At 67.9% G+C, this 24035-nt stretch carries 18 protein-coding genes; 10 read left to right on the top strand and 8 right to left on the bottom strand.

Going from position 1 to position 24035, the window contains the following annotated elements; all coding sequences use genetic code 11:
* Positions 1–588 precede the first annotated feature (588 nt).
* The gene (locus TX79_RS18865) at positions 589–966 is read left to right on the top strand and encodes a winged helix-turn-helix domain-containing protein (protein WP_049929277.1); all 378 of its coding nucleotides are present in this window, start codon (positions 589–591) and stop codon (positions 964–966) included.
* Positions 963–1256 carry a DUF7521 family protein gene (locus tag TX79_RS18860; protein WP_049929213.1) on the top strand — a complete coding sequence of 98 codons (294 nt, stop codon included), beginning with the start codon at positions 963–965 and terminating at the stop codon, positions 1254–1256. The genes TX79_RS18865 and TX79_RS18860 overlap by 4 nt, the downstream gene beginning before the upstream one ends.
* 94 nt (positions 1257–1350) lie before the next feature.
* Here TX79_RS18860 and lpdA read toward each other — a convergent pair whose 3' ends face one another.
* Together lpdA and TX79_RS19495 are read right to left on the bottom strand one after the other, a co-directional pair.
* The gene (gene lpdA / locus TX79_RS18855) at positions 1351–2817 is read right to left on the bottom strand and encodes a dihydrolipoyl dehydrogenase (RefSeq protein ID WP_049929212.1); all 1467 of its coding nucleotides are present in this window, start codon (positions 2815–2817) and stop codon (positions 1351–1353) included.
* A 105-nt stretch (positions 2818–2922) separates the two neighbouring features.
* Positions 2923–3081, bottom strand: coding sequence for a hypothetical protein (locus TX79_RS19495; RefSeq protein WP_195892538.1), 159 nt, complete (start codon positions 3079–3081; stop codon positions 2923–2925).
* 204 nt (positions 3082–3285) lie between these two features.
* Between TX79_RS19495 and TX79_RS18850 the strand changes: the two genes are divergently transcribed.
* Positions 3286–9423, top strand: coding sequence for an outer membrane protein assembly factor BamB family protein (locus TX79_RS18850; RefSeq protein ID WP_049929211.1), 6138 nt, complete (start codon positions 3286–3288; stop codon positions 9421–9423).
* Between the two features lie 208 nt (positions 9424–9631).
* Here the strand turns inward: TX79_RS18850 and TX79_RS18845 are convergent, their stop codons facing one another.
* Together TX79_RS18845 and TX79_RS18840 are read right to left on the bottom strand one after the other, a co-directional pair.
* On the bottom strand, positions 9632–9820 hold the full coding sequence (locus tag TX79_RS18845; RefSeq protein WP_049929210.1) for a hypothetical protein: 189 nt from the start codon (positions 9818–9820) through the stop codon (positions 9632–9634).
* Between the two features lie 207 nt (positions 9821–10027).
* Complete coding sequence (locus TX79_RS18840; RefSeq protein ID WP_049929209.1) at positions 10028–10624, bottom strand: NUDIX hydrolase; 597 nt, start codon at positions 10622–10624, stop codon at positions 10028–10030.
* 518 nt (positions 10625–11142) lie between these two features.
* Between TX79_RS18840 and TX79_RS18835 the strand changes: the two genes are divergently transcribed.
* A complete protein-coding gene (locus TX79_RS18835; RefSeq protein ID WP_049929207.1) occupies positions 11143–11748 on the top strand; it encodes a hypothetical protein in 606 nt (201 codons plus the stop codon).
* Positions 11741–12058 carry a hypothetical protein gene (locus TX79_RS18830; protein WP_081655651.1) on the top strand — a complete coding sequence of 106 codons (318 nt, stop codon included), beginning with the start codon at positions 11741–11743 and terminating at the stop codon, positions 12056–12058. The genes TX79_RS18835 and TX79_RS18830 overlap by 8 nt, the downstream gene beginning before the upstream one ends.
* 38 nt (positions 12059–12096) lie before the next feature.
* Here TX79_RS18830 and TX79_RS18825 read toward each other — a convergent pair whose 3' ends face one another.
* The 3 genes from TX79_RS18825 to pdhA are packed head-to-tail and all read right to left on the bottom strand — an operon-like array spanning position 12097 to position 15869.
* On the bottom strand, positions 12097–13719 hold the full coding sequence (locus TX79_RS18825; protein ID WP_049929206.1) for a 2-oxo acid dehydrogenase subunit E2: 1623 nt from the start codon (positions 13717–13719) through the stop codon (positions 12097–12099).
* A gap of 1 nt (position 13720) precedes the next feature.
* Positions 13721–14737 (bottom strand): alpha-ketoacid dehydrogenase subunit beta, encoded by a 1017-nt coding sequence (locus tag TX79_RS18820; RefSeq protein ID WP_049929205.1) that lies wholly within the window; start codon positions 14735–14737, stop codon positions 13721–13723.
* Positions 14738–14741: 4 nt separating this feature from the next.
* Positions 14742–15869: a pyruvate dehydrogenase (acetyl-transferring) E1 component subunit alpha gene (gene pdhA / locus TX79_RS18815; RefSeq protein WP_049929204.1), complete on the bottom strand. Its 1128-nt coding sequence runs from the start codon at positions 15867–15869 to the stop codon at positions 14742–14744.
* A 252-nt stretch (positions 15870–16121) separates the two neighbouring features.
* Between pdhA and TX79_RS18810 the strand changes: the two genes are divergently transcribed.
* Complete coding sequence (locus TX79_RS18810) at positions 16122–17705, top strand: HTTM domain-containing protein (protein WP_049929202.1); 1584 nt, start codon at positions 16122–16124, stop codon at positions 17703–17705.
* Positions 17706–17760: 55 nt separating this feature from the next.
* Here the strand turns inward: TX79_RS18810 and lipA are convergent, their stop codons facing one another.
* On the bottom strand, positions 17761–18711 hold the full coding sequence (gene lipA / locus TX79_RS18805; protein WP_049929201.1) for a lipoyl synthase: 951 nt from the start codon (positions 18709–18711) through the stop codon (positions 17761–17763).
* Positions 18712–18806: 95 nt separating this feature from the next.
* Here lipA and TX79_RS18800 point away from each other — a divergent pair, with 95 nt between their 5' ends.
* From TX79_RS18800 to TX79_RS18785, 4 genes are all read left to right on the top strand, one after another.
* A complete protein-coding gene (locus TX79_RS18800) occupies positions 18807–20207 on the top strand; it encodes an MATE family efflux transporter (RefSeq protein WP_049929200.1) in 1401 nt (466 codons plus the stop codon).
* Between the two features lie 95 nt (positions 20208–20302).
* Positions 20303–20818: a PH domain-containing protein gene (locus tag TX79_RS18795; protein ID WP_049929199.1), complete on the top strand. Its 516-nt coding sequence runs from the start codon at positions 20303–20305 to the stop codon at positions 20816–20818.
* Positions 20819–20871: 53 nt separating this feature from the next.
* On the top strand, positions 20872–21471 hold the full coding sequence (locus tag TX79_RS18790; RefSeq protein ID WP_049929197.1) for a hypothetical protein: 600 nt from the start codon (positions 20872–20874) through the stop codon (positions 21469–21471).
* A 115-nt stretch (positions 21472–21586) separates the two neighbouring features.
* Complete coding sequence (locus tag TX79_RS18785) at positions 21587–23950, top strand: DEAD/DEAH box helicase (protein WP_049929195.1); 2364 nt, start codon at positions 21587–21589, stop codon at positions 23948–23950.
* Positions 23951–24035: the final 85 nt, after the last annotated feature.

Below are 24035 nucleotides of genomic sequence, written 5' to 3'. Positions count from 1 at the left end.
GAGTATCACCTCGTACGCCAGTATTGTACATAAAGGCGTCGTCTGCGATCGCCGGGAGACGGCGATCGTGACGGGCGATCCGTTCCCTCGAGAACGCCGACGTCGTCGACGCCCACCGAGGACGTGGATACGTTCCTGCCTCCGTGCCGGGTCGCGGCCGGAGGGGACGTGGCCGCGCGGGGCCACGTCGTTCGCATTCTATTCGACGCCCGGGTGCATACATAAGGCCGTCGTCTCGAGGGCGCTTCGAAAATCGATACCATGCAACTGGGAACCAGCCGACGGCGCGATGGTAAGCCACGGTTACGAGCGGTCGACGACCTGTCGATCGTCGACTGCCGTCGCTGTTCGAGAACGCACGGAGAATGTCACGCGGGCGGAGGTCGGCCGGTCATCCCTCCCTCGCAGGTCCGGTCGGACCGAGTAAGACCCGCGTGCGGGCTAGTCGAGCGCGGGTGCGCAAGAAGGCTTCGCGTCTCGCCGCCAGGTCCAGCGACTGAATAGGTTCGGCGGCCCCGCAAACGACGGGTAGACACTCACACGGCGCATCGATGCCGATAAACGGGATGGGTCGTAATGGGCGTACGAATGGTCCGGGACCCGCTCGCCTCGGAGTCTGCTCCGTCGGCGGAGGAGATCTGTTCCGCGCTCGACGATCCCGACTGCCGGGAGATCATCCAGAACCTCGAGGAACCGATGACGGCCTCGGAGCTGACCGAACGGTGTGACATCCCACAGTCGACGTTGTATCGGAAACTCGAGCTGTTAACGGAGGCGACGCTGCTCGAGGAGTCGACCGAGATCAGACGCGACGGGCACCACGCGAGCAAGTACACGATCGCGTTCGACGAGATCACGCTCGTGTTGGACGAGGACCGAACGCTCGCGGTGGAGATCGAACGCCCGGCCCGGACGGCCGACGAACGGCTCGCAGAGCTGTGGTCGGAGGTGCGAAAGGAGACATGACCCCACACACCGGTGGCACGGAGATCGCGATGGCGCTGGCCGTCGTGAAGACGCTCGTTCTCGTGGTGGGAAGCGTCATCACGTACTTCGCGTTCAAGGCGTATCGGCGGACGAGACAGCGGGCGCTCGGACTCCTGGCGCTCGGGTTCGCTCTGGTCACGCTCGGGTTCGTCCTCGCGGGGATGCTCTATGAAGTACTGGACGTCGCACTGGAAACCGGTATTTTGCTCGAGAGTGCGCTCGTTCTCGTCGGCTTCGTCGTGATCGCGTACTCGCTGTACGTCCAGTAGGTGGCTTCGAGGCGGACCGCGACGAGTTCGATCGGGTCGGTTCGACCGCGGCATCGAAACGGAGAGCAGTCGCCACGCCACAACCGACACGGCGTCACCGGTTCAGCGTGTGGATCGCGTGACCGAGCGCGTTCTCGGCGGCCTCCATCACCGACTCCGAGAGCGTCGGATGGGCGTGGACCGTCGAGGCGACGTCCTCGAGCGTGGCACCGAGTTCGATCGCCAGCCCGAGTTCGGCGATCAGCTCGGAGGCCTCCGGAGCGACGATGGACGCGCCGAGGACGTAGCCCTCGGACTCCTCGGCGACGACTTTGACGAAGCCGTCGGACTCGTTCATCGTGAGCGCCCGGCCGCTGGCACGCAGCGGGAACTCGCCGACGACGGGCTCGAAGCCGGCTTCCTCAGCCTCGCGCTCGGTCATGCCGACGGTCGCGATCTCGGGATCGGTAAAGACGACCGCGGGCATCGCCTGGTGGTCGATCGCGGCGGGTTCGCCGGCGATCACCTCGGCGGCGACCTGGCCCTCGGCGCTGCCCTTGTGTGCGAGCATCGGTTCGCCGGCGACGTCGCCGACGGCGAAGATATGTTCGACGTTCGTACGCGCGCGCGAATCAGTTTCGATGAACCCGCGGTCGTCCGTCTCGACGCCGGCCGCCTCGAGGGCGAGCGTATCGGAGACCGGCTCGCGACCGACCGCGACCAGGACCTTCTCGGCGTCTAACTCGAGCGTTGCCTCGCCTTCGGCCTCGGCAGCGGCACCGCCATCGGCCGCGGTCGCGTCGGCTGGCTCGGCGACGACGCGGATCCCGTCGCCCGTCTCGTGCCACTCGCTGGCGGTGTAGCCGAACTCGAACGCGACGCCGAGTTCCTCCGCCCGCTTCTTGACGGGCCGCTTGAGGTCGTCGTCGTAGCCCGGCAGAATCGAGTCGAGCATCTCGAGGACGGTGACGTCGGTCCCCAGTTTCGCGAAGACGCTCGCCAGTTCCATCCCGATGTACCCCGCACCGACGACGACCAGCGAGTCGGGGACCGAGTCGAGGGAGAGCGCCTGCCGGGAGTTCAACACGGGGTCGTCCCCGTAGTCGAAGCCCGGAATCTCGATCGGCCGCGAGCCGGTCGCGACGATCGCGTGTTCGAACTCGAGGCTCTCGGAACCCTGGCCCTCGCCGCTGTGGGAGACGCGGACGGTGTTCTCGTCGGCGAAGGTCGCGGTCCCCTCGAGCAGGTTGACGCCGTTTGCCTTGCAGAGTTTCTCGACGCCGCTCGTGAGTTGCTCGACGACGCCGTCCTTCCAGCCGACCATCCCCGCGAGGTCGATGGCGGGATCGGCGTGGATCCCCATCTCCTCGGCGTGGCGCGCCTCGTGGGCGACGTCGGTCGCCGTGATCAACGCTTTCGAGGGGATACAGCCGTAGTTGAGACAGGTCCCCCCGTACGCGTCCTTTTCGACGAGCGTGACGTCCAGATCGAGCTGTCCGGCCCGGATCGCTGCCACGTAGCCCGCCGGTCCCGCGCCGACGACCAGTACGTCCGTCCCAGTGGTGACGTCTCCGACGACCATCGTACGTCGTCATACTCCCGTCAGCCGTATAAAGGCGCAGGAATTGCCGGGGGATCGACCGAAAATTCGGATCGGGGGTCGTCGGTGCCGAACCCCACTGGCGCGTTACCGGCCGTCGTCGGCGTCGAGCCCCGCCGCGAGGTACTCCAACGCGGCCGGCCACGAATCCGCGTCCGCCTCGGCCATCCCCGCCGCCGTGCCCCCGAAGACGCGGTGGTTCTTTGGCAGGTACGGCGGCGTGACGAAGTGGCCCGCGTCGAGCACGTCGAAACCGTTACGTCGGTTCCGAAACGAGTTAGCGAGTAAACAAGACAACAGGAGATAATCATTAGATATGTATAATTTCGAAAGCGATAAAAATGGCCTTCAGATAAGAAGGTTATGGCCGAGCCAATCGGTCCGGGAGGGGATGACAGGACGACGATCGAATGGGGCCACCACCGAGGTGGGCTCCGACGAACTGCACACGTGCTCGCGTCAGGTGCGGCCGCTGCACCCGACGCACACTGGTCGTTCGATACCGGGTTCTTCGAGGTGAGTGCTGAACCGATCGTCGATCCGGGCGAACCGGTCGTCTACGTCGGCAGTACCGACGGCGTCCACGCGATCGACGACGTCGGCGGGGAACGCTGGACCTACGAGACGGACCAACTGGTCGGTGCCACGCCGGCGCTGGCCGAGGACACGCTCTACGTGAGTTGCGTCGACGATCGCGTCCACGCGATCGACGCCACCACCGGCGAACGCGAGTGGGCCACCGAACTCGAGGGGGGACACTCGTCGCCGGCGGTCGTCGACGGCACCGTCTACGTCGGCTCCGACGACGGCTTCGTCTACGCGCTCGCAGCCGACACCGGCGACGTCGAGTGGCGCGTCGAGACCGGCGGCATGGTCCGATCGTCGTCGGCGGTCGTCGACGGTACCGTCTACGTCGGCTCCGACGACGGAACGCTGTACGCCCTCGAGGGCGCAACCGGAGCCGTCGAATGGACGGCCACCGACGACGGAATCGGTCGGATCAGGACCGTTCCCGCCGTCGCGGACGGGTCGGTGTTCGTCGGCGGCGGCCGGACGATGGTCGCGTTCGACGCCGAAACGGGCGACCACCGGTGGTCGTTCGATCCGGAGCCGGCCGATACGGTCTCCTCGCCTGCCGTCGCCGGCGGCACCGTCGTCTTCGGCTGTGCCAACACCGGCCTGTACGCGCTGGACGCCGACACCGGCGAGAAACGGTGGGTGTTCGCGGGCGACGGCGCGATGGGCGCGCCCCTCCTCACGGATCGGACGGCGCTCGTGGGGAGTCACGACGGGAACCTCTACGCCGTCGACGTGGACGGCGGCGACGAACGGTGGTCCGTCCCGGTCGGCGAAGCCGTCACGGCCGGACCGTCACTCGTCGACGGCGTCGTCTACGTCGGTGGCGGCGACGGAACCGTTCGAGCGTTCCGCGGTGAAACCGCCGAGACGAGCGCGACCGAGTACGGGTCGAACGCGGCCGTCGACGCGCCGTCCGTCGCCGACCTGCGATCGGGAACCGACTGGTCGGTTGCCGGCAGCGATCCGGGCCGTACCGGCTGCCTCGAAGGTCGGGGACCGGCAACGGACGTCGCGAGCCGATGGGAGTTCGCGACCGGCTACAAACTCCACGACGAACTCGCGACCGACGGGGAGCGACTCTACGTCGGCGACGAGAACTACGGTGCCCTGCGGGCGTTCGACCTCGGTGACGGGAGCGAGTGCTGGACCGCCCAGACGAGCCGGCCCGTCGATACGCCACCCGTGGTCGCCGACGGCACCGTCTACGTCGGCTGTCGCGACGGCGTGTTGTACGCGTTCGACGCCGAGAGCGGCGACCGCCAGTGGCACGTCGAGACCGCCGGACGAATGGCAGCGCCAGCGATCGGCGGCGAAACGGTGTATCTGAACGCCGGCACCGCCTGCTACGCGCTCGCAGCCGACTCCGGGGAAACCGACTGGGAAGTCGACCTCGGTGGCGTCGCCGGTGCGCCGGTCCTCGCGTACGGCACGCTGTACGTCGGCGGCGCTGGAACGCTGGCCGCGCTCGATCCCGCGACGGGAACCGAACGCTGGTCGACCGACGTCGGCGACGGCCTCACCGCGCCGGCGATCGGCGACGAGACGGTCTACGTCGGCTCCGACGACGGCGTCTATGCGGTCGACGCCGAGAGCGGCGACCGCGAGTGGCGCGTCGACGTGAGCGGAGCCGCCCGGACGCCCGCAGTCACCGGCGAGACGGTCTATACCGCCGACGACGAGGGCACGCTGTGCGCCCTCGAGACAGCGACCGGCGAGACCCGGTGGCGCTACGAGGGCCGTGACGCGTTCTCGGCACCGGCGGTCGACGGCGAAACCGTCTACGTCGGTTCGGCCGACGACAACCTCTACGCGGTCGCCGCCGACACCGGCGAGGAACGGTTCTTCATCGAGGTCGGCGGCCCGACCGGGCAACCGATCGTCGGCGACGGCGGCGTGTTCCTCGTGGCCGCCCACCGGGACGTCGTCGCGTTCGACCCCCACGAACGAGGCGAACGGACCGTGGAGGGCGTCGAACCGGACGGCTGGCCGTTCGCCGGCGGTGATCTCGGCGCGACCAACCACGCCGGCGGTGGCGGTCCGTCCGACGACGCGGTCTCGGTCCGCTGGCGGGCCGACCTCGGTCGGCGACCGAGCGCAGCGGCGTCAGTCGTCGACGACACCGTCTACGTCGGCACCGACGACAACACGGTCGACGCCTACGACGTGGCCACCGGCGAGCGACGCTGGTCGGCCGACGTCGGCAGAGCGGTCAAAAGCGCACCGGTGGTCGCCGGCGACACCGTCTACGCCGGTACCGACGGGGGGACGCTGTACGCTCTCGAGGTCGACACCGGACGCAAGCGGTGGACGTTCGAGGCGACGGCGAGCGGCTTCAGCCACGTTACCGCCTCGCCGGCGGTCTCGCCCGACGGCGAGACCGTCCTCGTCCCCTCGACGGACGACCACCTCTACGCCGTCGACGCCGCGACCGGCGACCTCGAGTGGTCGTTCGAGGCCGACGGCGAACTCGAGTGTGGACCGCTGGTCGCCGGCGGGACGGTGTACGCCGCCGCGTCCGACGTGTACGCGATCGACCTCGAAACCGGTACGAAACGGTGGTCCGCCGAGACTAGCGGCGGACAGGCGACCGGAATCGCCCTCGCCGACGGCACGCTCGTCGTCGGCACGACCGGCGGCGTCGTCCACGCGATCGACGCCGACCGGGGAACTACGGTCTGGAGCGCCCGGACGAACCGGACGGTCTCCCCGCCGGCCGTAGCTGACGGCATCGTCGCCGTCACCAGCGGCGACCACGCCGTCGCGTTCGACGCCGAGAGCGGCGGTGAGGAGTGGCGCTACGACCTCGAGGGGCGCAGCGAGCAGTCGCCCGCCATCGCCGACGGGATCGTCTACGTCGGGGACGCCGCCGGCACCCTTCACGCGATCGCCGACGGACAGCCCCAGTGGACGCTCGACCTGGGCGACCGTACGTCGGTCGTCGACGCGCCGAGCGTCGCCGACGGCACGGTCTACGTCGTCGACGAGAGCGGGACGCTCTCGGCGGTGAGCGAACCGGGTCACGAACCGGCCGCCACTGCCGGCGACGTCGCCGAGCAGTCGTCCCGATCGCCCGACGAACCGTCGGGTGAATCACCCACCGTGGATTCGGGTGGGGAACGAACCGAATCCGAAACAGCCAGTACGACAATGAGTAGCGATCAACTCGAGACGGACGCATCGATGGACGAACCGATCGATAGCTGGTCGACCCTGGGCGGCACGGTCGCCCGCACCGGCGGCAGCGACGCACCGGCCGGCGACGTCGCACCGGCCTGGACCCACGACGGGGACGGGAAGGTCGACACCGCGCCGGCAGTCGTGGGCGATCGAGTGATCGCCAACGAACACAACGACCTCTGTGCGTACGACGCCGCCACGGGCGACCGGCTCTGGCGGTTCGAGGACGGCGACGTGGCCAGTTCGCCGGTCGTCGCCGACGGCACCGTCTACGTCGGGAGCTGGGACCAGCGCCTGTACGCGATCGACGCCGAAACGGGGATGACCGAGTGGGACTACCAGCCAAGCGGTAGCGGCTTCAGCAACGTCGAGGCGACGCCGACCGTCGCCGATGGCACGGTCTACCTCGGTGCCAGCGACGATGGCATCTACGCAGTCGACGCCGAGAGCGGCGAGGAGCAGTGGGCCTTCGAGACCGGCGACGAGATCCAGGGCTGTCCCGCGGTCGTCGACGACACCGTCTACGCCACCAGCACCGACAGCGCCGTCTACGCGATCGACGCCGACACCGGCACGAAGCGCTGGCAGTTCGAACCCGAAGCCCGTCCCGGCATCGAATCGTCGCCGGCCGTCGTCGACGGGACGGTCTACGTCGCTGCCGGCGACAGCACGCTGTACGCCCTCGAGGCAGACACCGGCGACGTCGACTGGCAGTACGACTGTTCGACCGGCGAGCCGTCACCGGCGGTCGCCGACGGCACCGTCTACGTGCCGGCCGGCCAGACGCTGCACGCTGTCGACGCCGCCACGGGACAGGAGCAGTGGACCGAGGCGTTCGAGTACAAGCTTCGGGCCTCGGCGGCGGTCGCCGACGGCACCGTCTACGTCGGCGACGGTACCGATACGCTGGTCGCACTCGACGCGGAGACGGGCGAGCGCGAGTGGGAGTTCGAGGGCGACGGACGGCTGACGGCTCAGCCGACGGTCGCCTACGGCGCGGTTTTCCTCGGTACGAACGGGAACAGCTTCTACGCGCTGACCGAGGGCGGCGAGGACGTCGCCGTCCCCGAGACGGAAAGCGACGCCGAGGAGGACGACGGCGAGGAGCCGAGCCACGAGGCCGACGCAGGTTGGGCAGTCGCTCGCGGCGACCTGCGCCGGACCGGCGTCGCCGCCGGCCCCGGCCCGACGAGCGAGCCTGCCTCGCAGTGGTCCCACGAGACCGACGACAAACTCGGCGAGATCGCCGTCGTCGACGACGTCGCCTACGTGACCAGCGCCTCCGGCGAGGTCAGCGCGCTGGACCTCGAGACCGGCGAGCCCGAGTGGACGTTCGAGGCCGACAAACACGTGACCACCGCGCCGGCAGTCACCGACGGCACGGTCTACGTCGGCTGCTGGGACGAACACGTCTACGCGATCGACGCCGACACCGGCGAGAAACAGTGGGCGTTCGAGGCGACCGGGAGCTTCGCCAGTTTCGAGGCGACGCCCGCCGTCGACGACGGCGTCGTCTACGCGCCGTGTGCGGACGGCAACCTGTACGCGATCGACGCCGACACCGGCGAGGAGATCTGGACCGTCGACCGGCGCGACGACTTCCGGTCCAGTCCGGCCATCGGTGACGGTCTCGTGTACGTCGGCTGTGACGACAGCGTCCTCTACGCGATCACGACCGACACCGGCGAGAAGCGCTGGGAGTACGACGTCGGCGGCCTCGGCGGGATCAAGTCCACCCCCGCGATCGTCGGCGACACCGTCTACGTCGGCAGTTCATCGCCCGGTATCCACGCCGTCGACGCCGAAACGGGACGCGAACGCTGGACGACCGAGATCGACGGCCGCGTCTACGGCGCGGTCGCCGTCGTCGACGGTACCGTCTACGCGTGTGCGAAAGACGAACAGGTCTACGCGCTCGACGCCGAGACCGGCGACCTCGAGTGGCAGGTCGAGGCCGACGGCGAGATGGAGAACGGGCCGGCAGTCGCCGACGGCGTCGTCTACGTCACGAGCGGCAGTACGATCCAGGCGCTCGAGGCGGACAGCGGCCGCGAACTGTTCGACGTCCACCAACCGGGCAACCTCGACGTCTCGCCGGTCGTCGCCGACGGGCGACTGCTCACCGGCGGCCGCGGCTTCAACGCCTACAGCACCGACGGCGACGATGCTGCTGCCGACGAAGCCGACGATACCGACGAAACGGACGCGGGTGGATCGAGCAGCGACGTTCTCGCCAGCGAAACGGAGTTCGTCGCGAGCGCCGCCGACGACACCTCCGACCCCAGCGACGAACAGATTCAGGAGGCGATTCTCGGCGCGCTGTGTGACGAGTGGCAACAGTTCACTCGCGACGTGCGACTGAGCCTCGAGGAGATCACCAACCGCGTCGCCGAGGTGCTGCCAGGGGCGAGCGAAGGGCTGGTTCGACACAATGTCCAGCGCCTCGACGAGGAGGCGTACGTCCACTTCGAGCGGGCCTACGAGACGGTCAGCCTGCGCGCCCGCGGCGTCGGGAAGTACCAGCAACTCAGCGACCGGCAGGTCGTCCCCGACGCCCAGCTCATGGAGGTCCTCGAGCCGCTCTACGAGGAGTCCCGACACTCGCCACAGCATCCCCAGCTAAGCCGCGAGGAACTCATCGAGGAGACTTACCTCGACGAGGACGAACTCGATCGAACGATCTGGTTCCTCAAAGACGTCGGCCTCTCGCTGGGCGGCATCTACCTCGACGGCGGCGGCTACATCGACGTCCACACCCAGGGATCGACTCCCTGGTGGCTGTCGGCCCAGATCAACCGCTTCGGCAAGCAACTGTACGAAGAACTGTCCTGATCGTAGCGATAGCGACCGCCACGGCGGTCGAATCGCCGTGATTCGACCGTGGAATCCGGATACCCCGTAACTGCGGCGGAGCCGATCCGCCTTCGACACTATCGAATCGGACGATATCCTGCACGGGGCCGAACGTCGCCCACACTCAGTTTCTACTCACGGTTGCCACTCACAGCGGGATCGATGCCGGAGAAACACGTCGACAGCGTCAGTGCCGCGCCTGCGGCTCGGTCTCGACGTAGACGACCCGTTCGGTGGGAATCTTGCGCTCGACGTCCTCACCGTCGCGCTCGAGAATGAGCGACCACATCCCTTTCCCCTCCTCGTACCGGTACAGGTCGGGTTCGTAGGTTTTGGTGCCCTCGTCGGTCCGTGGATCTTCGACTACGATCTCCATACATCAGCAAGGAAACAAATACTGAATAACGTTACGTTTTGGATTTAGGTGAATCGGGCACGTAGCCGGGCGTCGCGGTCGATGGCTGTCGGGCACACGTCGTACCCCCGGACGATAGTCGGTGACCGCCCGACCACGTCGCACGGGTCGTCCTCGAGCGACGAGCGACCGTGTAGGATCGGGCGTGAACGGTCTCTTCCGGCGGGATCAGTCGAGAAACCACCGGAGATCGTCCCCAGGACCGCCGTCGGCGGGCGTCACGTCTGCGGGCAGTTCGTCGAGCCAGGCGGCTTCCCAGCGGTCGCTCCCGGCCGCGGCCGACCGCTTGCACGCCTGGATCTCCCCGCCGACCGGTGAGGCCTGAAAGAGCACCCGCGTCGTCGTCGCGTGGGGGTCGTCCTCCCCCTCGAGGACGTGATCGACCGTCCGGACGACGTCGATCGCCTCGAGTTCGATCGTGACGCCGGTCAGCGCCTCGACCTCGCGGCGGGCCGTCGCCACCCAGTCCTCGCCCGGTTCGACGTCCCCGTGCGGCAGCAGGGCGATGCCCAGGTCGGGGTTGACGAGTACCAGCAGCTCCCCCGCGTCGTTCCTGACGCCGGCGACGGCGCGGCCGTCGACGCGGACCCCGCAGTGGTCACGATCCTCCCGGACCACGGTCTCCGCCTCGAACGGCACGTCCGTGCGCCCTCGTAGCGTCTCGGGGTCGGAGAGTGATCGGAGGATGCCGCCGTCGGCAGCGAGTCGGGCGTCGTCATCGGGTCCGGTCCGTGCGTCGTCGCGGTGATGTGTATTTCCTGTCATCGGTCGTGGAACCGAAGGGAGCCACGGCTGGTCGTTCGTAAGCGGACGGCTCGAGTACGACGGTGTCGCGGCCCCTACTCCGGAGTCGGTGGATAGATGGGACTCCCGGATAAAACTTGTCCCTAGTACAGAATTTACCCTTCACTTACAAATTCGTGCGCCAGTGTGAAAAGGGTTTTTCTCCATTTTTGATAGTAGCGACGCCGGAGTGTCGAACCGCCGGGTACTCGTCCACTTGTGAGCCGCGAAAACGGGGCCTCGATACTCGCGCGCGGACGGCACGCGTCGGGAACCCGATCTTACTCCAGCAGGAGCAGGTCGGGATTCTCGAGGTACTCCATCACGGCGTTGGTAAAGCGCGCGCCGACGGTGCCGTCGATCAGCACGTCCGTTCCGATAGTGACGTCTCCGACGACCATACGTCTACAAACCCGTTCGAGGCATAAAATCGCGAGGGTCGCGGGTCGGTGTTCGCCACCGGACAGTAGAACTATTCGGGTCGCACCCCGAGTACCGACATGAGCGGGATCGAGTTCCGCGACGGGGTGCTCGTCGTCGATCGAACGCCGAACGCGCTCGACGAGCTCGCGATCGAGTTCTCCGAGGTACTGACAGATCTGGACGTCGATCACGTGTTCGTCGCGGGTTACGTTGCGATCCTGACCGGCCGAGCGAGGGCCACCGAAGACATCGACGTCCTGATCGAACCGCTCGATGCGGACGAGATAGAACGTCTCGTCGGCGTCCTCGACGAGGCATCGTACTGGGGTCCCGCGATGCCGCTCGAATCGATGTACGACTCGCTCTCGGACGGAACGAACGTCTGGATCGCGCCGAGCGAGCAGATGACGCCCCATCTCGAAGTGAAGTTTCCACACGACGAGTTCGATCGTGCATCACTCGACGGAGCGATCGACGCTCGCATCGGCGGAACCACGATACCGATCGGGCCGCTCGAACTCCAGATCGCGTACAAACTGTACCTCGGGGGACGGAAGGATCTGGAGGATGCAGTGCACCTGTACACGCTCTTCGACGAAACACTTAGCCGGCGGGAACTCGAAGTGTGGGCCGACGAACTGGGCGTGAGAGACAGATACGAGCGACTCGCAACCGATGACTGACGAACGAAAAATAGCTCGCCTCGACGCCAAACACGAGCGGAATCGAGAACGGCGGCTGGAAGCCGTCGTTCGCTGGGCCGAGTGCGTCAAAGAGGAGCCGCCGGAAGTCTGGGGGCCCCAACAAAACGCCGTCGTCAACGCCCAGATCGAGAGTGCACAGGCAACCGGCCTGGATGCCGACCACCACAAACGGGTGCGATCGCTCGCCGGCGAACTCGCCGAGGAACCGATCGAAAACCGGGCCGACGGGACGAGTGCAGAACCGGTCGAATCGAACGACGAAGAGTCGGCCGACGAAGCGGACGAGTAGACGGGCGCACCCGCCGATCATCCGGGGCCAGCAGCCGATCACTCCAGCAGGAGCAGGTCGGGATTCTCGAGATACTCCATCACGGCGTTGGTAAAGCGCGCGCCGACGGCACCGTCGATCAGGCGGTGGTCGAACGAGAGCGACAGCGTCATGACCGAGCGGGGTTCGATCGACTCCTCGCCGTGCTCGTCGGTCACGACGCGGGGTTTGCGCTTGATCTCGCCGATGGCGAGGATCCCCGACTCGGGGTAGTTCAGGATCGGGGTGGCGTACTCGCCGCCGATGCCGCCGACGTTGGTGATCGTGAACGTCGAGCCCTGCAACTCGTCGGGACTGATCGTCCGCTCGCGGGCCTTCTCGACGAGTTCGTTCGTCTCCGACGCGAGTTGGAGGAGACCCTTCCGGTCGGCGTTCTCGAGCACCGGCACCATCAACCCGACGTCGGTCGCGGTGGCGACGCCGATGTTGTAGTAGTCGCGGTAGACGATCTCCTCGTTCTCTTCGTCGATGACCGCGTTCATCTCGGGGAACTCCTGCAGCGCCGCGACGACGGCCTTCGTGATGAACGGCATGTACGTGAGTCGAATACCCTGCTCCTCGGCGCGGGATTTGAGCCGTTCGCGGGTCTCGACGAGGTCGGTGACGTCGACCTCGTCGTGGTGGGTGACGTGCGGAGCCGTGTACTTCGACTCGACCATCGCCTCGGCGATGCGCTTGCGGACGCCGCGGAACGGCTCCCGTCGCTCGCGCTCCCCGGGTTCGAACTCGGTCCCCTTGCTCTCGCCGACCGGCTGGCCGGCCTCGAGCGCCTCGCGGTCCGCCTCCTGTGCGCGTTGCTGGGCCTCGGCGTACTCCCGGACGGCCTCGGGCGTGACGAACGCCTCGCCGTCGCGCTGTTCGACGGCCGGGACGGCGTCGAGATCGACGCCCTCCTCCTGGGCGATCCGGCGAGTCGCGGGCGCGGCGAGGGTTCGCTCCCGGTCCGCAGACTCGAGGTCGGTCGATGCGGTCGACCCGCCCGAAACCGTTCCCGAGTCGGCCGTCGGCTCCGCGCTCGAGGCCGCCGTCCCGTCGCTCGAGTCCGCTCCCGACTCCGCTGGCTCGGCGTCGGTCGTCCCCGACGCGGTCGTTGCGGGTTCCGTACCGGCCGCCGCCCGGACGTCGGCGGCGGTGATCCGGCCGCCGGGACCACTACCCTCGACGGTCGCGAGGTCGATCCCCTCCTCGCGTGCGAGTCGACGCACGCGCGGGGGCGCGAAGACTCGGTCCTGGGGCGTATCGACCGTCTCGGTTTCCGCGCCGGTCGCGCCAGGGTCGCCGGCGTCGTCGCCCCGGGCCTCCTCGGGCGCGTCGACGCCCGCGGAGTGGCCGGCGACCTGGGCCTCGGACTCCGTCTGGCCCTCTTCGGACGAGTCCGACGGCTCGCCGGCGACCTCGAACGTGACGAACACCTCGCCGACTGGGATGACGTCGCCCTCCTCGTAGTGCAGTTCCGCGACGGTCCCGTTCACGGGCGCGGGGACCTCGACGAGGGCCTTGTCGGTCTCGACCTCGGCGACCGGCTGGTCCTCCGAGACGGTGTCGCCGACCTCGACCAGCCACGAGACCAGTTCGCCCTCGGCGACCCCCTCGCCGACGTCGGGGAGTTCGAACTCGCGCATGCTAGAACTCCACGGCGTCCCGGATGCCGTCCTCGATGCGGGCGGCCTCCGGCAGGTAGTAGTCCTCGAGCGCGTACAGCGGGAACGGCGTGTCGAAGCCGGTGATGCGCTCGATCGGTGCCTCCTGGTAGAGCAGCGCCTGTTCCTGGATCGTCGAGATGATCTCGCCGGCCAGTCCACCCGTCTTGGGGGCCTCGTGGACGACCGCCGCGCGGCCGGTCTTCTCGAACGACTCGACGATTGTCTCCTCGTCGAGCGGCGAGAGCGTCCGCAGGTCGACGACCTCGACGTCGATCTCCCCCGCGAGGTTCTCGGCGGCCTCGAGGGTCGGCTGGGTCATCGCCCCCCACGTGTAGACCGAGACGTCCGAGCCCTCGCGGCGAACGGCGGCCTCGCCCAGCGGGACCTCGTAGGACTCGCTGGGGACCTCCTCGCGGAACGCCCGGTAGATGAGCTTCGGCTCGAGGAAGACGACGGGGTCGGGACTGCGGATCGCGCTCGTCAACAGCCCCTTCGTGTCGTAGGGCGTCGACGGCATCACGACCTTCAGGCCGGGCTGGTGGACGAACATCGCCTCGCTCGACTCGGAGTGGTGTTCCGGCGCACGGATCCCCCCGCCGTAGGGTGCCCGAATCACCAGCGGACAGGTGAACCGACCGCGCGAGCGCGTCCGCAGCCGTGCGGCGTGGGAGACGATCTGGTCGAACGCGGGGTAGATAAAGCCCAGGAACTGGATCTCCGGCACCGGCCGCAGTCCGTAGGCGGCCATCCCGATGGCCGTCCCGACGATGCCCGACTCCGCGAGCGGCGTGTCGATCACCCGGTTCTCGCCGAACTCGTCGTACAGCCCCTCGGTGGCACGGAAGACCCCGCCGTTCTTCCCGACGTCCTCGCCCATGACGACGACGTCCTCGTCGCGTTCCATCTCCGTGTGCAGGCCGTCCCGAACCGCCTGGACCAGGGTGAGGTTCTCGGTCTCGGCGTCCGCGTCGATCGTGGTTTCGGAGTCTACAGCCATGGTATCACTCCAGAAGTTCCTCGTCGCCGTGGCGTTCGCGAATCGATTCGAAGTACTCGAGTTGGCGTTGTAACCGTTCGGGCATTCCCTCGTAGACGTGAGCGAAGATCTCCTCGGGCTCCGGCCGGTCGTAGGATTCGGCCGCCTCGATCGCGTCGGCGACGTCCTCGTGGATGCGGGTTTCGATCGCGTCGACCCGCTCGTCGTCTAAGATGCCCTGCGAGCGCAGGTACGTCTCGAGGCGCGGAATCGGGTCCTTCTGCTTCCAGCGTTCGACCTCCTCTTCCTCGCGGTAGACGGAGGGGTCGTCGGCGGTCGTGTGTGCGCCGAACCGGTACTGGACGGCCTCGATCAGCGTCGGCCGGCTGGCGTGGCCGGCCGCGTCGTCCTCGAACGCTTCGGGATTCTTGGCCTTCTCGACGGCCTCGCGGGTCACCTTGTAGACTGCGAGGGGATCCATTCCGTCGACCTGGACGCCTTCGAAGCCGTAGGCTTCGGCCTTCTGGGCGAGCGTCGCGCTCGCGGTCTGGCGCTCCCGCGGGACCGAAATCGCCCACTGGTTGTTGTTACAGAAGAAGACGGTCGGCGTGTCGAAGACCCCGGCGAAGTTCAGCCCCTCGTGGAAGTCCCCCTCCGAGGTCGCGCCGTCGCCGAAGTAACAGACGAACGCCTTCTCCTCGCCCTTGAGCTTCGAGGCCCACGCGGCACCCGTCGCGTGGGGGATCTGGGTCGCGATCGGCACCGCGACCGAGAACATGTTGACGTCCTCGGGGATCGCGTTGCCCTGCTCGTGACCCATCCAGTACAACAGCGTCCGCTCGAGGCTCATCCCGCGGGCGAGGCCGACGCCGTGCTCGCGATAGCTCGGGAACACCCAGTCCTCCTCGGCCATCGCGTGGGCGCTGCCGATCTGTGAGGCCTCCTGGCCCGAGAGCGGCGGATACGTCCCCATCCGCCCCTGGCGCTGGAGACTCACCGCGCGCTCGTCGAAGTGGCGCGCCAGGCGCATCTGCTCGTACATCTCCACGAGTTCGTTCGGCTCGAGATCCGGCACCTCGGCACCCTCGACGACACGACCCGCCTCGTCTAAGACCTGTACTCGCTGTCGGGGGTCGCGCTGTAACGTACTCACGGGTAGACCCTCCTGGGCATACCCGTATGAACTATCGCTCAGGATAAAGGAGTTTCCCAAAGTGGTTTACTATTAGCGAGATTCTTGCCATTCGATCGGAGCCAAGCTGGGTATTCTTGTCCGATTTTGGCCATCGATGTTGAAATTCGCAACATCGGCCGCCGCGCTGCCGAAACATTGCTGAAACGGAACTATCAGCATTCAAAAAGCCTATGCCTACCAACACGCGAGTCGGGTGCGTTACGCTCGACGATGACTCGGCCCTCCGCTATCGGTTCCTCCACCGCACGAGACCGCCTCGCAGGTGCACTGGATCGGCTTTCACGGGGATTCCAGCGACGCATCGCGATCGATCTCCGGGGCCTGGCCGCGCTCCGAATCGCGCTCGGGGCACTGCTGATACTCGACCTCCTGCTGCGAGCACGCGATCTCAGTACGTTCTACACGGACGACGGCGTGCTCCCGCTCGAGGCGCTCTTCGCCGACTACTCGTCAGTCTACTCGCTACACGCCCTCTCGGGGGAGGCGTGGGTGCAGGCGCTGTTGTTCCTCGTTGCAGGGGTGTTCGCGCTCGCGCTGCTGGTCGGCTATCGAACGCGGATCGCGACGATCGTCTCGTGGCTCCTGTTGCTCTCGCTGCACGTCCGCAACCCCATGATCCTCCACGGGGGCGACGTGTTGTTGCGGATGCTCCTCTTCTGGAGCATCTTCCTGCCGCTGGGTGAGCGGTGGTCGATCGACGCCCGCCGACTCGACCGCGACCGGACGACCGTGGCTTCCATCGGGACGATGGCGCTGCTCGCACAGGTGGTGCTCATGTACGTGGTCAACGCCGTCCACAAGACGAGAGGCGACCTCTGGATGGAGGGAGAGGCGGTCGTCCACACGTTCCAGGCCGATCAGTACACCTACCTCCTGGGACCCGTCCTCGCGGACCACCACGCCCTGTTGGGCCTGTTCGGCTACGCCTGGATGGGGCTGCTCCTGCTCGCCCCGCTGCTCGTGGTGCTCACGGGGGTTCGTCGTACGGTGTTCACCACGCTGTTCGTCGGGATGCACCTCGGCATGTTCGTGACGATCCGGATCGACGTCTTCCCGCTGATCGTCGTCGCTGCGCTGCTCGCGTTTTACCCGCCCGTCTTCTGGGACGGTGCGATCGGGCTGGCGACCCGCGTCGGCATCGCGGACCGCCTCCGCGTCGGACTCGAGCGCCTCCAGCGGACGGCACCCACCCTGCCGGCGTCGCCGCTCTCGAGCGCGGCCCGGGCCGCGCTCCCGTCGGTCCCGAACCGCGACTGGATTCGGGCTACCGGCCGCACCGCCTTCCAGACGGTCGTCCCCTGGTTCTTCCTCGTCCTCGTCGTCCTCTCGAACGCGCAGGCGGTCGATTACGCCGAGGTCCCCGATCCTGCCGAAGAGGTCCTCGAGACCGTGGAGGCGGACCAGGACTGGCAGCTGTTCGCCCCCGAGCCGGTCACCCAGACCCGATGGCTCGTCGTGCCGGGACAGTTAGCCGACGGAACCGAGATCGACCTCCGGGACGGGACCGACGTCTCGTTGGACCGGCCGCCGAACGTCGACCAGCGGTTCGACACGTCGCGGGAGCGCAAGTACCTCGCGAGTATGCGCTCCACCAGCAACGAGAACCACCGATCCTACTACGCCAGCTACCTCTGCGAGCGGTGGAACGCCGATCACGACGGCGACGAGGAACTCGAGTCGCTGACCATCTACGGGATGACCGACACGGCCGACCTGGACGACGAGGAACCGGACGTCTCCCGGTACACGCTGCTCGAGTACGACTGTTCGGGCGCGTTCGTCCAGAACGAGTAGCGCTTCGAGCGATCGCCGTAGCCGTTCGACGTCACCAGAACGGGTCTCGAACGGGTCAGGCGTCGACGCGCGCGCGTTCCCGCGCCTCCGCGACGCTTTTGCCGTCGCGAAGGACGGCGTCGACGAACAGTTCGCCGGCCTTGTACGACGAACGCACCATGGGACCGCTCGCACAGTAGAGAAAGCCTAACTCTTCCTCGGCGACGCGACGCCAGGTCTCGTACTTGTGCGGGTGGTCGTACCGTTGCACCTCGAGGTGGTCTCGCGAGGGGCGGAGGTACTGGCCCAGCGTCACGATGTCGACGCCGCGTTCCCGACAGTCGGCGAGCGTCTGGTAGACCTCGTGGTCGTACTCGCCGTGACCGAGCATGATCGAGGTCTTCGTGTAGATGTCGGACTCGCGGTCGACCTGCTCGAGGACCGAGAGAGACTGCTCGTAGCCCGCGCGACGGTCGCGGACGGGCCACTGGAGGCGTTCGACCGTCTCGACGTTGTGGGCGATCACGTCGGGTTCGGCGTCGATGATCTTCCGGACGAGGTGTTCTTCGCCCTGGAAGTCGGGGATCAGCACCTCGACGAGGATGCCCGGATGTCGCCGTTTGATCTCGCGGATGGTCTCGGCGAAGTGGCCCGCGCCCTGGTCGGGCAGATCGTCGCGGTCGACGGAGGTGAGTACGACGTAATCCAGGCCGATTTCGGCGACCGCCTCGGCCACGTTCGCGGGTTCGTCGGGGTCGAGCGGCTCCATCCCGCCCGTCTGCACGTCACAGAAGTTGCAGGCACGCGAGCAGCGATCGCCCATCAGCATGAACGTCGCCGTCCCTCCCCGGTCACCGTTCGCGGCCCCGCCGCTCCGTCCGGACCAGCACTCGCCCAGGTTGGGGCAGTTGGCCTCCTCGCAGACGGTGTGGAGGTCGTGCTCGCGCAGCGTCTCGCGGATGTCGGCGAACTCCCGACCCGACGGCGGCCGGTGTTTCAGCCAGTCGGGCTTGCGGGCGCTGCTCATACACACACGTCACGGGCAGAGGTGAAAAGTCGTTGTGATCGGTCCGGCCGACGACGAGAACAACGTTTATTGTACTTGGTTATATCCTACGACGTATGATCGAGTTCGACCGCGAGGAACTCACGGGTGGCTCGATCCCGAAAGCGCTCGCGGTCCTCGCCGCGCCGCTTTTGGTCCAGAACCTCGTGCAGGTCGCCCAGCAGGTCGTCGACACGCTCTGGCTCGGCCGCCACAGCCTCGAGGCCGTCGCGGCGGTCGGCCTGACCTTTCCGCTGACCGGCCTGCTCGCCGCCGTCTCGATCGGGACCAGCGTCGGCACCCAGGTGCTGGTCTCACAGCGGGTCGGCGCGGACGACCTCGCGAACGGTCGCCGGGCCGCGTTCAACGGAACGATCGTCGGCTTCGTCGCCGGCGCGCTCGTCGGCCTGACCGTCCTGGGGTTCGCCCACGAGGTCGTCGCCGTCTTCGGCGCGGGCGAGACCGTCACCGAGTACGCCGCGGCCTACCTCGCGATGTACGGCGTCGCGTTTATCGTGCTGTGTACGAGCGAATCGCTCGAGTCGGGGTTCGTCGGCTGGGGCGATACCCGCGCGGCGCTGTACATCAACGCCGTGGCGGTCGCGGTCAACGTCGTCCTCGATCCGTTCCTCATCTTCGGCTGGTGGGGTGCCCCCCAACTCGGCGTCGCGGGGGCCGCGCTGGCGACGGCGATCGGCTACGGCGTCGGCCTCCTGGTGGGGGTTGCGATGGCACTTCGGGGCCGCGAGGACTTCGTCCTCTCGCGTGCGGACTGTGCGGTCTCGCTTTCGGACTGGCGCGAAATCCTCGACATCGGCTGGCCGACCGCCGGCCAGCACGTCTCGAGTCAGTCAGCCCGCGTCGGGATGATCTGGCTGGTCACGCTGGTCGGCGGCGCGGCGGGACTCGCAGCGTACACGATCGGGGCCCGGGTCGCGACGATCGCGTTCGTCCCGGCGATGGGCCTCCAGCAGGCCGCCCAGAGCATGGTCGGACAGAACCTCGGTGCGGGGTTGCCCGAGCGGGCCAGGCGAACGACCTGGATCGGCGTCACCATCGCGAGCGGCGTGCTCTGTCTGGTCGGCGCGATCCAGTGGATCGTCCCCGAGACGCTGTCGGTGCTGTTCGTCCCCGACGCCACACCGGCGGAGGTCGAACTCGCCGCCGAGTACCTGCGGATTCTGGCCTACGGCTACTGGGCCATCGGTGCGACCTACCTCCTGCAGGCCGGCTTCAACGGCGCGCGGCGGACCCGGACGAGCCTCGTCGCGACCCTGCTGCAGTACTGGCTCGTGCGGTTCCCCGTCGCCGCGGTCGCCGCCTACCCCCTCGGCCTCGGCGTCGTCGGCGTGTTCTGGGCCGTCACCGTCTCGAACGTGGCCGCCGCGATCGGACTCGGCTGGTACTACTGGTACGAGACCGCGAATGGGATGAACGACCGCGCGGTCCGGAGCGCGACCGCAGACGCCGCGGACTAGGCCGCCCGCGGCGTCGCGCGCCACGGGAGCCGAGTAAGGACCCCGTACCCCCGATAGCTTTACGGCAGCCAGCGTGATAGCGGCGCTCGAGACCGATGGCGTTCAGCACCACCCCGGACTGGTTCCACATCAGCGACGACGAGGAACTCGTCTGGGAGAGCCGGCCCCACCCGATCGAACTGGGTCCGGGGTTCCCGATCGCAGTGATCACGGCGATCGCCGGCGTCGGCGTGACCGCCTGGGGGCTGACCGACGGCGGGACCCTCGCGGCGATCCTGGGGGCCGTCCTCGTGGTCGGTTGCGTCGCGTTCGCGGGCATTCGCTATCTCTTCTGGACGAACACCCGTTACGTGATCACCTCCACGGAGCTATACAAGAAACGCGGCGTGATCTCCCGGGACGTCACCCAGTTTCGCCTCGAGCGCGTCCAGAACACCAGCCTGAACCAGAGTATGCTGGGCCGGGCGCTGGGCTACGGCGACCTGACCGTCTTCACCGCCGGCTCGGGCGACCCCGAACTCACCTTCGAGCACGTTCCGCGACCCGAACGCGCCTCGAGCATCCTGAGCGACCAGCTCGCGGCGGTCGCGAGCGACGAATCCGCGGTCTGACGGCGGCGCGCAGAACACAAAACCCATCACGCGACGGCGCGAACCTCGCGACGATGTCACACCAGCGATCAGCGACGCGAGAGGGGTCGGTTTCGCGGGAGTCGGCCGTCGCCGCAAGCGCGGGGCTGGGCGCAATCGCCGCGGTGCTCGGCTACCTGGTGACGTACGTGCTCGTCGGGAGCGAGGTCCGCGCGAGCTTCGCCGGCAACGTCCCCGAGTGGAAGGGCGTCGCCTGGTACTTCTACAACGCCCACCTCGTCGAGATCGAGGCGAGCGGCTCCCTCGGCGGACTGGGCGGTACGGCGACGATCGACTTCATCTCCCAGTCCGAGGCGACGCGGGTCGCGTTGCTGTACGCCGTCCCGCCGGTCGTCCTGCTGGGGATCGGCGCGTTGCTCGCCCGACGACTCGGCGCGCGCGACCTCGGCGAGGCGGCCCTCGTCGGCGCGCCGACCGCGATCGGCTACGCCCTCGTCCTCGGAATCGGTGCAGTCGTCACCGAGTCGAGCGCGCAGGGGGAGTTCTTCGGCATCATCGCCTCGGGAGCGACCGGTCCCGATCTCGGCTCCGCGATCCTCCTCGGCGGCGTGTTGTTCCCGGTGGTGTTCGCCACCACCGGCGCACTGATCGCGACCGTAGCGGGGTCGCGGTGAACACGAGACGCCGATTCGGAGGCATCGAACGGGGCAGAGCGACGCGGATTCGCCGCGACGGTTCGACCGGCCGCGAAGGAAACGCCTTTCATCGCCCGCTTCCCGTATCCGTCTGATGGAGGTCGCCGAGGTTCTGCCAGAGTTCGCCGACGCCTTCGCGTTCGAGGAGTTCAACCGGATGCAACGCGAGGCGCTGCCCGCCTTGCTCGAGTCCGAGGAGAACGTGGTCGCGAGCGCGCCGACGGCCTCGGGCAAGACGGCGCTCGCGGAACTGGCGATCTGTAAAACGCTCGCGGACGGCGGCACCGCCTTATTTATCGCGCCGCTGCGGGCGCTGACCAACGAGAAGGAGGACGACTGGGACCGCTTCGAGGAACTGGACTACTCGGTGTACGTCGTCACCGGGGAGCGGGACCTGAACCCCCGGCGCGCCCGCCACGCCGACATCCTCGTGATGACCCCCGAGAAACTCGACTCGGCGACGCGCAAACACGACTCCCGGCGCTACGACTTCGTCACCGACGTCGACGTCTGCGTCATCGACGAGGTCCACCTGCTGGACGCGGATCGGCGGGGGTCGGTGCTCGAGGTGACCATCTCCCGGCTGCGACGGCTCTGTGACCCGCGGATCGTCGCGCTCTCGGCGACGATGCCCAACGTCGACGACGTGGCGGCGTGGCTCGACGCGCCCGACGAGACGACCTTCGAGTTCGGCGAGGAGTACCGCCCCGTCGACCTCAACGCGGGCGTCAAGACCTACACGCACGGCGAGAACTCCTTCGCGGACAAGTACCGCCGACTCTACCGGGCGCTGGATCTCGCGGAGCCGCACCTCCGGGAGGACGGCCAGGCGCTCGTGTTCGTCTCCTCGCGACAGGATACGGTGCGAGCGGCCGAGACGGCCCGCGACGAGATCGCCGAACGCGACGTTCCGATGGGCGTCAGGGGGGAGTACGACTTCCACACCGACGCCCAGGAACTCGAGAACGACACCCTCCGCCAGTCCGTGTTAGACGGCGTCGCCTTCCACCACGCCGGCCTCTCGAAGAACGATCGGGACCTCGTCGAGGAGTGGTTCAAGGAAGGCCACGTCGAACTCCTCTTTTCGACCTCGACGCTGGCCTGGGGGGTGAACCTCCCCGCCCGCTGCGTCGTCATCCGCGACACGAAGCTCCACGACCCCCTCGAGGGCGAGGTCGACATGAGTCCCCTAGACGTCCTCCAGATGCTCGGACGCGCGGGCCGGCCGGGCTACGACGAGGTCGGCTACGGCTGGATCGTCTGCGACACGGCGGAGGCCGACAAGTACCGTCGCCTGCTGAACGAGGGCAAGGAGATCGAGTCCCGCCTCGCCGAAAGTCTGGAGACCCACCTCAACGCCGAGATCGCGATGGGGACGATCACCGACTTAGAGGACGTGATGGACTGGCTCGAGACGACCTTTTACTACGTGCGTGGCCAGTCCAAACCCGAGGCGTACGACTTTCCCAACCTCCGCGGGCGCGTCCGGGACTGCCTCGAGGACCTCGTCGAGCGGGGCTTCGTCGAGACCGGCGAGTCCGGCGACCTCTCGATCGAGGCGACGGCCCGCGGCGTGTTGGCCTCGAAGTACTACCTGCGCCTCGAGACCGCGGCGACGTTCGCCGACCTCGCCGATCGAGTCAGCGACGGCGAGACTGCCCTCGAGACCGACGACGTCCTCGAGGCGGTGGCGACCGCAGACGAGTTCGACTCGGTGTCGGCCCGCCAGGACGAACGCGACGCGATCAGCGCGGTGCTGGTCGGCGTCGACACGGAGGACCTCGATGCCGGCGAGCGGAAGGTGCTCGCGATCCTGCGGAGCGCGGCCGACGGCCGGATCCCCGCCGAACTCCGCAGCGACGCCTGGGTGATCCGGCGCAACGCGACGCGGCTCGTCTCGGCGCTGGGAGCCTTTCTCGACCGGTTCGCCGGCGCACACGCCGCGAACCTCGCACGCCGCGTCGAGGCTCGCATCGAGAACGGCGTCGCCGGGGACGCGGTCGGTCTGACGGCCATCGACGGCGTCGCCGCCGGACGAGCCAGCAAACTCGCCAAAGAGGGGCTGGCGACGCCCGCCGACGTCGTCGAGGCCGGCGTTTCCGGACTCGTGGACGCCGGCCTCTCCGAGGGCGTCGCCGAAGGCGTCTACGAGGGTGCACAGTCGCTCCCGACCGTCGAAATCGACTGGGGCGCGTTCCCCGACTCGATCGCGGCCGGCGAGAACGACGTCCGCGAGGTGACGGTTCGCAACGTCGGCGAACCCGCCCGCGCGGGGATTCGCGTCACCGTCAACGGGGTCGAGATGACGAGTACGGCCTGTTATCTGCGAGGCGAGGAAACCGTTCCCGTCGCCGTCTTCGGTGCCGACGCGGAGACGCTCGAGTTCACCGTCAGCGTCGCCTTCCCCGAGGAACCGCTCCGGCCGACCGAAGAGCGACGGACGGTCGACGTCGTCTAACCGCTTTCGGCGGCCTCCCCGGCGGCGTCACCGTCTGCGAGGGCCGACCGCGAAATCCGTTCCGGAACTGTCACGAGCGTCGTCG

The organism is Halopiger goleimassiliensis (assembly GCF_000455345.1).
GTDB classification, from domain to species: domain Archaea; phylum Halobacteriota; class Halobacteria; order Halobacteriales; family Natrialbaceae; genus Halopiger_A; species Halopiger_A goleimassiliensis.
The sequence above is the reverse complement of the archived record's forward strand: the minus strand, read 5'-3'. Positions and strand labels throughout refer to the sequence as shown.

Excerpts from the sequence above, each read along its gene's own strand:
- TX79_RS18860 (WP_049929213.1), top strand. The coding sequence starts at position 963 with ATGACCCCACACACCGGTGGCACGGAGATCGCGATGGCGCTGGCCGTC.
- TX79_RS18790 (WP_049929197.1), top strand. The coding sequence starts at position 20,872 with ATGTCACACCAGCGATCAGCGACGCGAGAGGGGTCGGTTTCGCGGGAG.
- TX79_RS18825 (WP_049929206.1), bottom strand. The coding sequence starts at position 13,719 with ATGCGCGAGTTCGAACTCCCCGACGTCGGCGAGGGGGTCGCCGAGGGC.
- lpdA (WP_049929212.1), bottom strand. The coding sequence starts at position 2,817 with ATGGTCGTCGGAGACGTCACCACTGGGACGGACGTACTGGTCGTCGGC.
- TX79_RS18820 (WP_049929205.1), bottom strand. The coding sequence starts at position 14,737 with ATGGCTGTAGACTCCGAAACCACGATCGACGCGGACGCCGAGACCGAG.
- TX79_RS18785 (WP_049929195.1), top strand. The coding sequence starts at position 21,587 with ATGGAGGTCGCCGAGGTTCTGCCAGAGTTCGCCGACGCCTTCGCGTTC.
- TX79_RS18840 (WP_049929209.1), bottom strand. The coding sequence starts at position 10,624 with ATGACAGGAAATACACATCACCGCGACGACGCACGGACCGGACCCGAT.
- lipA (WP_049929201.1), bottom strand. The coding sequence starts at position 18,711 with ATGAGCAGCGCCCGCAAGCCCGACTGGCTGAAACACCGGCCGCCGTCG.
- TX79_RS18835 (WP_049929207.1), top strand. The coding sequence starts at position 11,143 with ATGAGCGGGATCGAGTTCCGCGACGGGGTGCTCGTCGTCGATCGAACG.
- TX79_RS18800 (WP_049929200.1), top strand. The coding sequence starts at position 18,807 with ATGATCGAGTTCGACCGCGAGGAACTCACGGGTGGCTCGATCCCGAAA.
- TX79_RS18810 (WP_049929202.1), top strand. The coding sequence starts at position 16,122 with ATGACTCGGCCCTCCGCTATCGGTTCCTCCACCGCACGAGACCGCCTC.
- TX79_RS18795 (WP_049929199.1), top strand. The coding sequence starts at position 20,303 with ATGGCGTTCAGCACCACCCCGGACTGGTTCCACATCAGCGACGACGAG.
- TX79_RS18865 (WP_049929277.1), top strand. The coding sequence starts at position 589 with ATGGTCCGGGACCCGCTCGCCTCGGAGTCTGCTCCGTCGGCGGAGGAG.
- TX79_RS18845 (WP_049929210.1), bottom strand. The coding sequence starts at position 9,820 with ATGGAGATCGTAGTCGAAGATCCACGGACCGACGAGGGCACCAAAACC.
- TX79_RS18830 (WP_081655651.1), top strand. The coding sequence starts at position 11,741 with ATGACTGACGAACGAAAAATAGCTCGCCTCGACGCCAAACACGAGCGG.